This window comes from Nocardioides eburneus (assembly GCF_040838215.1).
GTDB classification, from domain to species: Bacteria; Actinomycetota; Actinomycetes; order Propionibacteriales; family Nocardioidaceae; genus Nocardioides; species Nocardioides eburneus.
On sequence record NZ_JBFPJR010000029.1, the window covers coordinates 17103 to 31848 of the forward strand.

General features: G+C 72.3%; 10 protein-coding genes. 8 read left to right on the forward strand and 2 right to left on the reverse strand.

Annotated features, from left to right (window positions below; genetic code table 11):
- Nucleotides 1-114: 114 nt before the first annotated feature.
- The 6 genes from AB3X52_RS14965 to AB3X52_RS14990 all read left to right on the forward strand — a co-directional run bounded on the left by AB3X52_RS14965 (nt 115) and on the right by AB3X52_RS14990 (nt 9530).
- Entirely contained in the window at nt 115-1371 is a 1257-nt protein-coding gene (locus AB3X52_RS14965; RefSeq protein ID WP_367994895.1) for an HNH endonuclease signature motif containing protein, read from the forward strand.
- Nucleotides 1372-2009: 638 nt separating this feature from the next.
- A complete protein-coding gene (locus AB3X52_RS14970) occupies nt 2010-2885 on the forward strand; it encodes a universal stress protein (protein WP_367994896.1) in 876 nt (291 codons plus the stop codon).
- A gap of 92 nt (nt 2886-2977) precedes the next feature.
- Nucleotides 2978-4429, forward strand: coding sequence for a cytochrome ubiquinol oxidase subunit I (locus tag AB3X52_RS14975; protein WP_367994897.1), 1452 nt, complete (start codon nt 2978-2980; stop codon nt 4427-4429).
- 13 nt (nt 4430-4442) lie between these two features.
- Nucleotides 4443-5507 (forward strand): cytochrome d ubiquinol oxidase subunit II, encoded by a 1065-nt coding sequence (cydB, locus tag AB3X52_RS14980; RefSeq protein ID WP_367994898.1) that lies wholly within the window; start codon nt 4443-4445, stop codon nt 5505-5507.
- A 19-nt stretch (nt 5508-5526) separates the two neighbouring features.
- Nucleotides 5527-8859, forward strand: coding sequence for a thiol reductant ABC exporter subunit CydD (gene cydD / locus AB3X52_RS14985; protein WP_367994899.1), 3333 nt, complete (start codon nt 5527-5529; stop codon nt 8857-8859).
- Entirely contained in the window at nt 8856-9530 is a 675-nt protein-coding gene (locus tag AB3X52_RS14990; RefSeq protein WP_367994900.1) for a response regulator, read from the forward strand. Before cydD ends, AB3X52_RS14990 begins: the two co-directional genes overlap by 4 nt.
- 6 nt (nt 9531-9536) lie before the next feature.
- On the opposite strand, the gene AB3X52_RS14995 is transcribed toward AB3X52_RS14990, so the two are convergent.
- Nucleotides 9537-10685, reverse strand: coding sequence for a sensor histidine kinase (locus AB3X52_RS14995; protein ID WP_367994901.1), 1149 nt, complete (start codon nt 10683-10685; stop codon nt 9537-9539).
- 57 nt (nt 10686-10742) lie between these two features.
- On the reverse strand, nt 10743-11144 hold the full coding sequence (locus AB3X52_RS15000) for a YchJ family protein (RefSeq protein WP_367994902.1): 402 nt from the start codon (nt 11142-11144) through the stop codon (nt 10743-10745).
- Between the two features lie 59 nt (nt 11145-11203).
- On the opposite strand from AB3X52_RS15000, the gene AB3X52_RS15005 reads away from it, so the two are divergent.
- Both AB3X52_RS15005 and AB3X52_RS15010 read left to right on the forward strand, forming a co-directional pair.
- Entirely contained in the window at nt 11204-12625 is a 1422-nt protein-coding gene (locus tag AB3X52_RS15005; protein ID WP_437440561.1) for a magnesium chelatase ATPase subunit I, read from the forward strand.
- A gap of 10 nt (nt 12626-12635) precedes the next feature.
- A complete protein-coding gene (locus AB3X52_RS15010) occupies nt 12636-14660 on the forward strand; it encodes a vWA domain-containing protein (protein ID WP_367994903.1) in 2025 nt (674 codons plus the stop codon).
- The last annotated feature ends 86 nt before the right edge of the window (nt 14661-14746 follow it).

Genomic DNA, 14746 nt, shown 5'->3' on the forward strand with positions numbered 1-14746 from the left:
TGGCATGCGGTTTCCACAGGGTCGAATCTTTGCTCGGAAACTGTCGGTGGTCGGGTCTAGTGTCGCTGGTGTGAGGAGCTAGTCCCGTGTACGCCGCCGAGGGGGTGCCCGCTCGTGACCGAGGAGTCGACCACGCCGCTGCTGCTGGCCTGCGTCCAGGTCGCCCGCGACGCCATGGGGAAGGCAGCGGTCGCGGAGCCGGTGTTCTTGAGTGCCGCGCAGAAGCAGGTGGTGCTGCGGGAGCTGGCCGCGCTCGAGGCCCAGGTCGCCGCCGCGCGGTTGCGGGTGCTGGCCGTCGCGGGCGATGTCGCCGAGGAGGTGGGGGCGCGCGATGTCGGGGACTGGTGCGTCCACGAGCTCCAGGTCGATGGGCGCGACGCCCGCGCCGACCTGAACCTGGCCCGCGGACTCGAGCAGCGCTGGGAACACGTCGCCGCCGCGCTGGCGGAGGGCCGCTGCTCACTGCCGCAGGCACGGGTGATCGCCCGCGCTCTGGACGACCTGCCCGACGACCTCGAGCCCGAGACTCGTGCCGCCGCGGAGACCCATCTGGTCGACCTCGCCGGGCGGTTCACACCCCGCCAGCTGCGCCGGCTGGGGGCACGGATCCTGGCCGTGGTCGACCCCGACCGCGCCGAGGACGAGCTCGGCAAACGCCTCCTCGCCGAGGAGGAACGAGCCGCCCGGAAGACCAGCCTGACGATCAGTGACCTGGGCGACGGCACCTGTCTGCTGCGCGGCCGGGTGCCGCACGCCACCGGGACCCGGCTCAAGACCTACCTGGAGGCGTTCACCCAACCCCGACTCGCCCAACTCACCGAGGAAGGACGGGCGGTGTCCTACGACCGGCTCCTCGGCCAGGCCTTCACCCAGTTCCTCGAACGCATCGATCCCGACCGGCTGCCGCACCACGGCGGCGACGCCACGACCGTGATCGTCACGATCCCGATCGACCAGCTGACCAACGACCTCGGCACGGCCGTGATCGACGCCAACGCCAACGCCGCCGACGGTGAGGGCGGAGACCTGTCGGCTGCCGAAGCTCGCCGACTCGCGTGTTGCGCCGGCATCATCCCCGCCGTCCTCGGCACCCACTCCGAAGTCCTCGACCTGGGCCGCACCACCCGCCTGTTCACCCCCGCCCAACGCAAAGCCCTCCGGATCAAGCACGCCACCTGCGCCGCCGAAGGCTGTTCGATCCCCAACACCTGGACCGACGCCCACCACCTCGACCCCTGGGCACAAGGCGGGAACAGCGACCTACGAAACGCCGTCCTGCTCTGCGGCCACCACCACCGACTCGCCCACAACCCCACGTTCACCACGACCCGCCACCCCGACGGCACCATCAGATTCCACCGCCGGACGTGAGCCGCCGAGTGCGGTGCCGATCCGCGTCTGTCGAGATGCGGCAAGAGTGACGAGCCTGCCGCCGCGAACTGTGACGAAGAAGCGCCGGCCAGCGAGTGAAGCGCCCCGGGTTTCGTGGAGGCTCGGTTAGTTGGTTCCGGCCCCTGCTGGCCCGCACCCGCCGTACGCCGGATCGCCGCGATCACGGTGTCGTTCGCGCTCGGCCACTCCATCACCCTCGCCCTGGGGCGCTCGGCGTGCCCGTGCCCCAGCAGTTCGTCGAGGCAGCGATCGCGGTGAGCAGCCAGGTGGTCGCGGCCCGCACCAGCAGCTCACGGCCGGAGACGCCGAGGCGACGACCGGCGCCTACGACGCAAATGTCGTCATCTACGTCGACGAGGCGTCGACCAACGAGGCGTGAGGCCGCGAGGAGCCCTCGGGGAGACCACCCCGGGGGCTCCTCGGCATTCGAGGTAAGGGCATGGCTCAGCCGGTGTCGGGCTGGGTGTGGTGGGTGCCGGGGTCTCGGATGGTCGTGGTGCCGGGGGTGATGCCCGGCGACACGGCGCGAGCCGCGTGACCGACGAGACGCCCCGCTCGGTCGCCCCGGCAGGGCAGGATGAGAAGAGACGATGACACTCCGAGAAGGGAGCACGGTCATGAGCAGGATCCTGGTTGGCGTCGACGGCTCGACGGCGAGCGACGCGGCGGTGAGGTACGCCGCGGATGTGGCCGCCCGGCACGGCGCCGAGCTCCACGTGGTCCACGTCGTCACGGGCTACTCGTCGCTCGTCCCCACGGCGGTGCAGGGGCTCGAGGAGGCCGGGCAGGCCGTCCTCGCGCAGGCCCTCGACCTGGCGAAAACGCTGGTCGACCCGGGCCAGATCCGCGGCGAGTTGCTCCATGGCCAGCGCCAGGCCGCGCTCCTGGAGGCCGCGAAGGGTGCCGACCTCGTCGTCGTCGGCTTCCAGCCGCACTCCACCCTGGAGCGGCTCGTCACCGGCTCCACCACCACGGCGCTCGCGGCGGGCGCGCACTGTCCGGTGACGATCGTCCCCGACGGCTGGGAGGGCAACGGCCGCGGCCGCGTGGGTGTCGGCATCAAGACGGTCGACACCGCCGGCCCGCTGCTCCGCAAGGCGCTCGGGATCGCCCGGAAGCGGGGTGCCCGGCTGGAGATCATGCACACCTGGCACCTGCCGACGACGGCGTACGACGCCCTCATGCTCCCCGACCAGCTCGACACGGAGGGGTGGACCGACGACATGCGCGCCGCGCTCGCCGAGGTGTGCGACCCGGTCTGTGCGGAGTATCCCGAGGTCGAGACGACCACCCGGGTTCTGGAGCGACACCCGGCCGCCGCGCTCGTGGCGCTGGGGGAGCAGGTCGACCTGCTCGTGCTCGCCCGCCGGGCGCGCCTGTTCCCGCGCGGCCACCTCGGCGGTACGGCGAGGGCGATGCTGCGCGAGGCGCCGTGCCCGATCCTCGTCGTACCGCCGCCGGGGGAGGACGAAGAGCCCGACCCGCTGGTCTAGACCGATCTCGCAATGTGAGCAACCAGTCCTGAGCGGACCCCTGGACGACACCCCGCTTCCGAGGGTTGGGAGGGGCCGGGATAGTGGCTGACGTGGACAGCGTTCTGGACCTCGCCCGGTGGCAGTTCGGCATCACCACCGTCTACCACTTCTTCTTCGTGCCTCTGACGATCGGCCTGTCCGTCCTGGTGGCGGTCATGGAGACGATCTGGCTGCGCACCCGCTCGCAGGAGTGGCTGCGGCTCACCAAGTTCTTCGGCAAGCTCTTCCTGATCAACATCGCGATGGGGGTGGCGACCGGCATCGTGCAGGAGTTCCAGTTCGGCATGAACTGGTCGGACTACTCCCGCTTCGTCGGTGACATCTTCGGCGCGCCGCTCGCCGTGGAGGCGCTGCTCGCGTTCTTCCTCGAGTCGACGTTCCTCGGGCTGTGGATCTTCGGCTGGGACAAGCTGCCCCGGCCGCTGCACGCCGCCTGCATGTGGATCGTCCACCTCGGCACCCTGGCGTCGTCGTGGTTCATCCTCGCGGCCAACTCGTGGATGCAGCACCCGGTCGGCTACCACTTCAACCCGACGACCGGGCGCGCCGAGCTCGACGACTTCGGCGCCGTGATGTTCAACAAGGTGCAGCTCGGTGCCTTCCCGCACGTCATCCTGGCGGCGTACATGACGGGGGCGGCGTTCATCCTCGGCATCAGCGCGGTCCTCTACGTGAAGAAGGCCCGGGACGACCGCCCGATGTATCGCAAGGGCATGCGCCTGGCCGCCGTCGTCATGGTCGTCGCCGGCCTCGGCGTCGGCATCTCCGGCGACGTGCAGGGCAAGATCATGACCGACGTCCAGCCGATGAAGATGGCCGCGGCCGAGGCCCTGTGGACCACCTCCGACACCCACGCGCCGTTCTCGATCCTCACCATCGGCACCCGCGACGGCAAGCACAAGAAGTGGGCACTCGAGGTGCCCGGCGTGCTGTCGTTCCTCGCCACCGGCCACTTCGACGAGCGGGTCCAGGGGATCTACAACCTCCAGAAGCAGTACGAGAAGACGTACGGCGCGAAGCCCGGCACGTCGTACTACTCCGGTGGGGACTACACCCCGATCATCCCGCTGACCTACTGGAGCTTCCGCTGGATGATGGGCCTCGGTGTCGTCGGTGCCCTCGTGGGGCTCGCGCTGCTGTGGCTGACCCGGAAGAACAAGGCACCATCCGGCCGCTGGTTCGCCGTGGTCGCGATCTCGTCGCCGATCATGGTGCTGCTGGGCAACTCGCTCGGCTGGATCTTCACCGAGGCGGGCCGTCAGCCCTGGGTGGTGTTCGGGCTGCTCACCACCGACCAGGCGGTCTCGCCGAGCGTGAGCCCGGCCGAGGTGTGGATCTCGCTGCTCGGCTTCACGCTGCTCTATCTCGTCCTCGCGGTCGTCGAGGTCGGCCTGCTCGTCCGCGTCGTCAAGAAGGGCGCCGACAAGTTCGTCGAGCCGCCCTCGCCGAAGTGGCGCGAGCCCGACGACGACCGCGACAAGCCGCTGACCTTCGCCTACTGAGCCGGAGACCGCCATGGAACTCACCACCTTCTGGTTCTGCCTCATCGCCCTGCTGTGGATGGGCTACTTCGTGCTCGAGGGCTTCGACTTCGGCGTCGGCATGCTGCTCCCGGTCCTCGCGAAGGACGACCGCGAGCGCCGGGTCATGATCAACACGATCGGTCCGGTGTGGGACGGCAACGAGGTCTGGGTCCTCACCGCCGGTGGCGCGACCTTCGCCGCCTTCCCGGAGTGGTACGCCACGCTCTTCTCCGGCTTCTACCTGCCGCTCTTCCTCATCCTCATCGCGCTGATCGTGCGCGGGGTGTCGTTCGAATACCGCCACCAGCGCCCGGGCACCAGTTGGGCCGGCTGGTGGGACCGCTGCGTCATCCTCGGCTCGCTGGTGCCGTCGCTGCTGTGGGGCGTCGCCTTCGCCGACATCGTGTACGGCGTCCCGATCGACGAGGACAAGGAGTTCACCGGCAACCTGCTGACCCTGCTCCACCCGTTCGGCATCCTCGGCGGGCTCGTCACCCTCACGCTCTTCCTCACCCACGGCGCGATGTTCGTCGCGCTCAAGACCGACGGCGACATCCGCCACCGCGCCCGGAAGCTGGCGGTGCGCATCGGCCTGGTGGCCGCCGTGCTCGCCGTCGTGTTCCTCGTCTGGACCCAGGTCCACACCGGGAACGTGGGCAGCGGCGTCCTCTTCCTCGTCGCCGCGGTCGCGCTCGTGGCCGGGTTGGCGGCGGCGTACGCCGGACGCGAGGGCTGGGCCTTCCTCGGCACCTTCCTCACCCTGGCGCTCGCCGTGGCCGGGCTCTTCGTCGCGCTCTTCCCCGACGTCATGCCGTCGACGACGGCGGACGCCTTCTCGCTGACGACGACCAACGCGTCGGCGACCGGCTACACGCTCAAGGTGATGACGATCATCGCGTGCATCTTCGCGCCGTGCGTGATCGCCTACCAGGCCTGGACCTACTGGGTCTTCCGCAAGCGGATCGCCGTGCACCACCTGCCGACCGAGGAGCTGGCGCAGGAGGGCCACAAGGACCAGACCGGCATCGACCCCGACCCCGGTGGCGTGGTCGCCTGAGCGTCGTGACAGCACGCGCATGAGACCCTCCGACCCACGGCTGCGGCGCCAGCTCGCGCCGGCGCGCCGTCCCCTCACGGCCGTCCTCGCGAGCGGCGTCGCGGGCAGCGTCCTCCTCGTCGCCCAGGCGTACGTCGTCACCCGGCTGCTCGTCGCGGCCGTGCACGCCGGGAGTGGTGCCGTCTGGCCGTGGGCCGTCGGAGCCCTCGGCGTCTTCGCCGGTCGTGGCCTGGCGGGCTGGATCGGTGACGTCGCGGCGGCGCGGGCGGCCGGGGTCGTGGGGACCGACCTGCGCCGCCGGGTGGTGTGGGCGGTGCTCGGCGGCGTCCCCGGGCGGTCCTCGGGGGCGCTGGCCGCGTTGGCGACGCGTGGGGTGAGTGCGGCCGAGCCCTATCTCACCCGCTACGTCCCCGCGCTCGTCCTCGCCGGCATCCTGCCGTGCCTGGTCCTGGCCGCGATCGCGGTCCTCGACCCGATGAGCGGCCTCATCGTGCTGGTGACGCTGCCGCTGATCCCGGTCTTCGGCATCCTCGTCGGGCTCGCGACCCGCGACCGCGCCGAGACCCAGTGGCGCGCGATGTCGGCGCTGTCGGGGCACTTCCTCGACGTCGTACGCGGCCTGCCGACGCTCGTCGCCTTCCGCCGCGCCGAGGCGCAGTCCGCGACGATCCGGTCCGTCACCGACCGCTACCGGCGCGCCAGTCTCTCGACCCTGCGGATCGCCTTCGCCTCGTCCGCGATCCTCGAGCTCGTCGCCACCATCTCGGTCGCGCTCGTCGCGGTCACGGTCGGAATCCGGCTCGCCGCGGGCCACCTCTCGCTCCAGACCGCGCTCGTCGTGCTGCTGCTCGCGCCCGAGGCCTACTGGCCGCTGCGCCGGGTCGGCACCGAGTTCCACGCCGCCGCCGAGGGGGTCGCGACGTTCGAGGCGACCGCCGACCTCGGCGAGGAGTCACCCGTTCCCGCCGAGGAGTCGGTCGTTCCCGCCGAGGAGTCGGTCGTTCCCGCCGAGAGATCACCGAGCGTCGAGGTGCGTGACCTGTCGGTCACCTATTCGGGCCGCACCTGGCCCGCGCTGGCGCCGGTGACCGCCGAGATCCCGGCGACCGGGGTCACGGCCGTCGTCGGGCCGTCCGGCTGCGGGAAGTCGACGCTGCTCGCGGTCGTCGCCGGCCTCCTGGAGCCGACGGCGGGTTGGGTACGCCGCCCACGACCCGAGCAGATCGCCTACCTGCCCCAGCGGCCGGTGTTCGTGTCCGGCACGGTCGCGGACAACCTCCGCCTCGCCGCGCCGTCCGCCACCGACCAGGAGCTCTGGGCGGCGCTCGGTGAGGTGGCGCTGGCCTCCCGCGTCGCGGAGTTGCCGCACGGCCTGGCGTCCGACCTCGCCGAGGATGGGCACTCGCTCTCCGCGGGGGAGCGTGCCCGGCTCGCGCTCGCGCGCGTGGTGCTCTCCGACCGGCCGTGGGTCCTCCTCGACGAGCCGACGGCCCACCTCGACCCGCTCACCGAACAGGTCATCGCGGACACGGTCGCCGACCTCGGGCGGTCGCGGGGCGTCGTACTCGTGGCGCACCGGTCGGCGCTCGTCGAGCTGGCCGACCGGGTGATCGAGCTCGCCGCTCCCGAGACCTCTCCGTCGGTGACTTCTCGGGCGGAACGGGTGACTTCTCGCGGGGAGTCGGTGACCTCTCGGGCGGAGCGGGTGACCTCTCGCGGGCAGTCGGTGACCTCTCGGGCGGAACGGGTGACCTCGCGGCTGTGGGGCGCGGCGGTGCTGGGCGGCCTGGCGACGGCGAGCGGGGTGGCGTTGACGGCGCTGGCCGGCTGGCTGATCGTGAAGGCGTCCTACCACCCGGTGATCCTGACCCTCACGGTGGCGATGGTGGGGGTGCGCACGTTCGGCCTCGCCCGCCCCGGGCTCAGGTACGTCGAGCGGCTGCGCTCGCACGACGTCGCACTGCGGCTGCTGGCGTCGGCCCGCGTGCGGGTGTACGACGCGCTGGTGCCGCTCGTGCCCGGCGCCCTGCCGCGTCGCCGCGGGGACCTGCTGGCCAGTGTCGTCGACGACGTGGACTGCGTCCTCGACGAGGAACTGCGCGTGCGGCTCCCGGTCCGGAGCTTCGCGCTGGCAGCGGCGCTCGCGACCGCGATAGCGGGGCTGCTGGCCCCGCCCGCGGCGGCGGTCGTCGGTGTCTGCTGTCTCGTCGGTGGCGTGGCCGCGTTCGGGCTCGCCCGGCGCGGCGCGGCCCGCGCCGAGGAGATCTCGGTCGTGACCCGCGGCGAGCTCTCAGCCGCCGTCGTCGAGGCCACCCAGGCGGCGACGGAGCTGCGCATGTGGCAGGCCGAGGGTCGGGTACTTCACGTCATGGATGAGTTGAGCGGCCATACGGCGGCCGCGGCGGTGTCCGCCGCCCGCTGGCTGGGTGCGGCGCGCGCGGTCGTGCTCCTGGTCGCGGGGCTGGGCGTCGCCGGCGTCGTACTCCTCGTCCGTCCCGAGGTGGTGGCCGGGACCGTCTCCGGACCGATCCTCGCCCTGCTGGCGCTGCTGCCGCTGGCGCTCGCCGAGCCGGCGGCCACCCTCGCCGACGCGGGCGCTGCGCGTGCCCGGACCGCCGCCGCGGCGCGCCGCCTCACGGCGCTCACCGAGCGCCGCCCCGTCGTCGCCGACCCGGCCAGCCCCGCGCCGGAGCCCACCGCGGCGACCCTGGTCCTCGCCGGCGTCACCGCCGCCCCCGGCGGACACGAAGTGCTCGACGGGCTGGACCTGCAGGTCGAGCCCGGAGCGCGCGTGGCAGTCGTCGGGCCCTCCGGTGCGGGCAAGAGCACCCTGGCGGCGCTGCTGCTGCGCTTCCTCGACCCGGTGCGGGGCAGCGTCACGCTCGGCGACCGGCCGCTCGACGCGCTCGCGCTCGCCGACGTACGCCGCCGGGTGGGTCTCGTCGACGACGACCCGCACGTCTTCGCCTCGACCCTCGTCGAGAACGTGCGCCTCGCGCGCCCCGAGGCGTCCGACGCGGAGGTCGAGGCCGCGCTGCGGCGCGCTCATCTCGGCGACTGGCTCGACCGGCTGCCCGACGGGCTGCACACCCACCTGGGCGACGGTGCTGCCGCGGTGTCCGGCGGGGAGCGTGCCCGGCTCGCGATCGCACGCTCGCTGCTGGCCGACCAGCCGGTGCTGGTGCTCGACGAGCCGGTGGCCCATCTGGACACGAGTACGGCCGAACAGGTGGCACGCGAGGTGCTGACGGGTCAGGATGAGCGCAGCGTGGTGTGGATCAGCCACGCAGAGACCGGCCTGGAGCTCGCCGATCGGGTGGTGACTCTCGTCAGGAGGGGGACGTCGCGGTGAGTTCGGCGAATGCGAGGAGCCCGGAGGGCACCGCGATCAGCGTCTACCTGCTCGACGACCACGAGGTCGTGCGTGCGGGACTGCGGGCCCTCCTCGACAGCCACGACGGCCTCGAGGTCGTGGGCGAGGGCGGCACGGCCCGCGAGGCCGTCGCCGCGCTGCCGCGGCTCTGCCCCGATGTGGCGGTCCTCGACGCGCGCCTCCCCGACGGCTCCGGGATCGAGGTCTGCCGCGACGTCCGTGCGTCCCACCCAGAGATCGCGGCGCTCATCCTGACGTCGTACGACGACGACGAGGCGCTCTTCGCCGCGATCATGGCGGGCGCCGCCGGCTATGTCCTCAAGGACATCCGCGGCAACGATCTGGTCTCGGCGATCCGCGTGGTCGCCTCCGGCAGTTCGCTCATCGACCCGGCGCTGACGACCCGCGTGCTGGAGCGGGTCCGCAACCCGCAGTCGATGGCGCCCGAGCTGGCCGCGCTCACGCCGCAGGAGCAGCGCCTGCTGGCGCACATCGCCGAGGGGCTCACCAACCGGCAGATCGCCGACCGGATGTTCCTGGCCGAGAAGACGGTCAAGAACTATGTCTCGAGCATCCTCGCCAAGCTCGGCGTCGAGCGGCGCACGCAGGCCGCGCTCATCGCCAGCCGGCTGCTGCGGCGGCCCGACTGAGCCGCGTCAGCGGGTCCGGGCGCGCAGGTCGGCGGGTGTGCGCTGCAGCTCGAAGATCGTGCTGCGGATGTCACGGATGGTGTGGTCGAGCGCGTCGACGGCGGCGCTGAGCCGCTCCTGCACGGCCGGCTCGGCGGTGAGCTGCCCCATCGCCTGGAGTTGGAGGCCGGTGGCGAACACCCGTTGGATGACGACGTCGTGCAGCTCTCGCGCGATCCGCTCGCGGTCGGTGACGACGGCCAGGTCCGCCTGGGTCTCGACGGCGTGGACCCGGTCGAGGGCGAGCGCCACCTGGTCCGCGAACCGGGCGAGCAGGCCCTCCTCGTCCTCGGAGAACACCGAGGAGCCGTCATGGAGCACGCAGATGCCGCCGTGACCGGAGAGCGCGGAGTGGAACGGCACGACCAGGACACAGAGCCCCTCGGCGATCGGCTCGAGGAGCGTCGGCTCGCCGGCCGAGCGTGCGGCCTGCAGGGCGCGCGCGGCGCGGAGCGCGAGCTCCTCGTCGGCCGGGGAGGCGGCGCGCGCGGTGACGGGGCCGTGCCCGTCGTGGGTGACGATCGCGACCGCGCGCGCCTGGGTCATGCAGCAGACCGTGGCGCAGATCCGCTGGAGGGCGGTCTCGTGGTCGAGCGGCGGCTCGAGCGCCTCGGTCAGCTCGGCGGCGGCCTCGAGCCACCGTCGCCGGCGCTCGCTCAGGCCGAAGGCCCGGGCGTTCTCGACCATCGAGCCGGCCGCTCCTGCCAGCGCGGTGACGAGCTGCTCGTCGCGCTCGCTGAAGGGCTCGCCCCCGGGTTTGGCGGCGAGGCGGAGGTGGCCGAAGACGCGATCCCCGATCCGCACGGGAACGCCGAGGACGGTGCGCGCGCCGGGAGCCGTCGGCGTCCGGTCGACGCCGGGCACATGGCCGGGCACATGGCCGGGCTCACCGGCGGGCTCACCGTGGTGGTCGGCGTTCCCGTGGGTCACCAGCTCGCCGGGCGCGCCGTCTGGCCCCAGGACGCGCAGGGCGCCGTAGCCCGCACCGGTCAGCTCGCACGCCGACCGCGTGATGCGGTGGAGGACGCTGCGCAGATCGAGGTTGGTGGACATGGCGAGGACGGCGTCGAGCAGCGCCCGGCTGGGCGGGTCGAGCGGAAGGTTCCGCGTGTGCACCCGGCCATTGTGACCCCCGTCGCAGGCTCACGCCACGGGTTGGGGCGAACAGGTCGGTCAGGAGACCTCGCCGTCGACGTACGTCCAACGCCCGGCACGCCGCTGGAACCGGCTGCGCTCGTGCAGCTCACCAGGGCCGTCCGGCGTGTCGTAGCGGGCCGTGAACTCCACCCAGTCGTCACCGTGGTCGTGCACCGTCAGGCCGGTCCAGACCAGCGTCCGGCTGGTGGCCTCGGTGGCGTCGAGGTCGTCGAGCGCCGGGCGCGTGCGCGGGTGCCAGGTGCGGAACACGTAGTCCCGCCCGGCGGTCCCGCCGACGGCGTACGCCGCATAGCGGCTGCGCATGAGCTCGACCGCCGTCTCGGCCTGCCGCGCCCCGCGATGGAGCGGCTGGCAGCAGGCTGCGTAGGGAAGGCCGGTGCCGCAGGGACAGGAAGACTCGGCGAGATCTCCGAACACGCCGCCGACGTTAACGCGCCCGTGACCTGAGGGTTGGATCGCGGCGTAGCGTGAACCGCGTGACAGACGCTCCCCTCACCGCACCCACCTCGGACATCGCCGCGCCGACCATCGCCACGCTCGGCGAGCTGCGGGCGGCCGGTCACGTCCAGAAGCCGCTGCGGACCGAGATCCGCGACAACCTCCTCGCCAAGCTGCGGGCCGGCGACGACCCGTGGCCGGGGCTCCACGGCCTCGAGGACACCGTCATCCCGCAGCTCGAACGTGCCCTGATCGCCGGCCACGACATCGTCCTGCTCGGCGAACGCGGCCAGGGCAAGACCCGGCTGCTGCGCACCCTGGTCGGACTGCTCGACGAGTGGACCCCCGTCATCGGGGGCTCCGAGCTCGGCGAGCACCCGTACGACCCCGTCACCCACGAGTCGAAACGGCGCGCGCTGGAGCTCGGCGACCACCTGCCGGTGGCGTGGCGTCACCGCAGCGAGCGGTACGCCGAGAAGCTGGCGACCCCCGACACCTCGGTCGCCGACCTGATCGGCGACGTCGACCCCATGAAGGTCGCCGAGGGCCGCTCGCTGGGCGACCCCGAGACGATCCACTTCGGCCTCATCCCGCGCTCCCACCGCGGCATCGTCGCCATCAACGAGCTGCCCGACCTCGCCGAGCGGATCCAGGTCGCGATGCTCAACGTGATGGAGGAGCGCGACATCCAGATCCGCGGCTACATCCTGCGGCTCCCGCTCGACGTGCTCGTCGTCGCCTCCGCCAACCCGGAGGACTACACCAACCGCGGCCGCATCATCACGCCGCTCAAGGACCGCTTCGGTGCGGAGATCCGGACCCACTACCCGCGCGAGCTCGAGGCCGAGATGGCGGTCATCCGGCAGGAGGCGGAGCTGGTCGCCGACGTACCCGACCACCTCCTCGAGATCCTCGCCCGCTTCACCCGCAACCTGCGTGAGTCGAGCGCCGTCGACCAGCGCTCGGGCGTCTCGGCGCGGTTCTCGATCGCCGGCGCCGAGACGGTGGCCGCGGCGGCTCTCCACCGGGCGACCGTCCAGGACGAGCCCGAGGCCGTCGCGCGGGTCGTCGACCTCGACTCGGCGGTCGACGTGCTCGGCGGGAAGATCGAGTTCGAGTCCGGCGAGGAGGGCCGCGAGCAGGAGATCCTCACCCACCTGCTCCGGACGGCGACCGCCGAGACCGTGCGCGCCCGGCTGCGGGGCATCGACCTCGCGCTGCTCGTCGACGCGATCGAGGACGGCCGGATGATCACCACCGGTGCCCAGGTCTCCGGGCGCGAGTTCCTCGCCGGTCTGCCGGTGCTGGGGGAGTCGGAGCTCTACGACGACGTGTGCGAGCGCCTCGGCGCCAGCAACGACGGCCAGCGCGCCGGGGCCATCGAGCTCGCGCTCGAGGGGCTCTACCTGGCCCGCCGGATCGGCAAGGACTCCGCGGGCGGGGAGACGGTCTACGGCTGATGAGGACCAGATGAGCAGATACAAGCGGTATGACGGCGGCGACCCGCTCGCCCCGCCGGTCGACCTGGGTGAGGCCCTCGATGCCATCGGCGAGGACGTGATGGCGGGCTACAGCCCCGAGCGTGCGATGCGGGAGTTCCTGCGACGGGGCGGTCGCGACCAGACCGGTCTCGACGAGCTGGCCCGCCGGGTCGCCGAGCGTCGCCGCGAGCTGCTGTCGCGCCACAACCTGGACGGCACGATGCAGCAGGTCAGGGAGCTGCTCGACAAGGCGGTCCTCGAGGAGCGCAAGCAGCTCGCCCGCGACGTCGACATGGACGACGCCGACCGGGCCTTCCGGGAGATGCGGCTCGACGCTGCGTCGCCTCCGGGTGGCCCGCCCAACACCGCGGCCGCCGTGACCGAGCTGTCGTCGTACGACTGGCAGAGCCGGGACGCCCGTGAGGCCTACGAGGAGATCAAGGACCTCCTCGGTCGCGAGATGCTCGATCAGCGGTTCAAGGGCATGAAGGACGCCCTGGAGAACGCCACCGAGGCCGACCGCGAGGCGGTGCGCAAGATGCTCTCCGACCTCAACGAGCTGCTCGACAAGCATCGCCGCGGTGAGGACACCCCCGAGGACTTCGCCGACTTCATGGCCAAGCACGGCGACTTCTTCCCCGAAGGTCCCGAGAACGTCGACGAGCTCCTCGACTCGCTCGCCCAGCGCGCCGCCGCCGCCCAGCGGATGCTCAACTCGATGAGCCCCGAGCAGCGTCAGGAGCTGATGGAGCTCTCCGCGCAGGCCTTCGGCTCGCCGGACCTGATGGAGCAGCTCGCCCAGCTCGACGCCAACCTCCAGTCGCTGCGGCCCGGGGAGGACTGGGGCGGACAGGAGTCGTTCGATGGCCAGGAAGGTCTCGGTCTGGGCGACGGCACCGGGGTGCTCCAGGACCTCGCCGAGCTCGACCAGCTCTCCGAGCAGCTCTCGCAGTCGTACGCCGGCAGCCGACTCGACGACGTCGACCTGGACGCCCTCGCGCGGCAGCTGGGGGAGCAGGCCGCCGTCGATGCGCGGACGCTCCAGCGGATCGAGCAGGCGCTGCGGGACTCCGGGACCCTCAAGCGCGGCTCGGACGGCGACCTGCGGCTCACCCCGAAGGCCATGCGCCAGCTCGGGAAGTCGCTGCTGCGCGACGTCGCCGAGCGGCTCTCCGGCAGGCAGGGGCAGCGCGAGCTGCAGCGCGCCGGCGCGGCCGGCGACCTCTCCGGCGCCTCCCGGCCGTGGGCCTTCGGCGACACCGAGCCCTGGGACGTGCCTCGGTCGATCACCAACGCCGTGATCCGAGAGGTCGGCGAGGGGCGCGACCCGGCCGGCGGCGTACGCCTGACGGTGGAGGACATCGAGGTCCAGGAGACCGAGGCCCGCACCCAGGCCGCGGTCGCGCTCCTCGTCGACACGTCGTTCTCGATGGCGATGGACGGGCGGTGGGTGCCGATGAAGCGCACCGCCCTCGCGCTGCACACTCTCATCAAGAGCCGCTTCCGCGGCGACGACCTGCAGCTCATCGGCTTCGGCCGGCACGCCGAGGTGATGGAGATCGAGCAACTCACCGCGCTCGACGCGATGTGGGACAAGGGCACGAACCTCCATCACGCCCTGCTGCTCGCCAACCGGCACTTCCGCAAGCACCCCAACGCCCAGCCGGTGCTGCTGATCGTCACCGACGGCGAGCCCACGGCCCACCTCGAGCCGGACGGCGAGGTGTGGTTCTCCTACCCCCCGCACCCGCTCACGATCGCCAACGCCGTCCAGGAGCTCGACAACTCCCGCCGGCTCGGCGCGCAGACGACCTTCTTCCGGCTCGGGGAGGACCCCGGGCTCGCCCGGTTCATCGACTCCATGGCTCGCCGCGTCGAGGGCCGGGTCGTCTCGCCCGAGCTCGACGACCTGGGCGCCGCCGTCGTCGGCTCCTACCTGGGTGACCGCGGCGGCTGGGGCGGCGGCGGGTCGTCGTACTCCGATTTCTTCGGCTCCCGGGGCTGGTGGGCATAGGCGAGGTCACGCGCACGCAGCAGGTGACGCTCGATCGGCAGTCCGGTCATCGGGGCCGAGTCTGAACCCTCGGCCGCGTCCCGGAC

Coding starts and splice junctions, on each gene's coding strand:
- AB3X52_RS14970 (WP_367994896.1), top strand. CDS start 2,010: ATGAGCAGGATCCTGGTTGGCGTCGACGGCTCGACGGCGAGCGACGCG.
- cydB (WP_367994898.1), top strand. CDS start 4,443: ATGGAACTCACCACCTTCTGGTTCTGCCTCATCGCCCTGCTGTGGATG.
- cydD (WP_367994899.1), top strand. CDS start 5,527: ATGAGACCCTCCGACCCACGGCTGCGGCGCCAGCTCGCGCCGGCGCGC.
- AB3X52_RS15010 (WP_367994903.1), top strand. CDS start 12,636: ATGAGCAGATACAAGCGGTATGACGGCGGCGACCCGCTCGCCCCGCCG.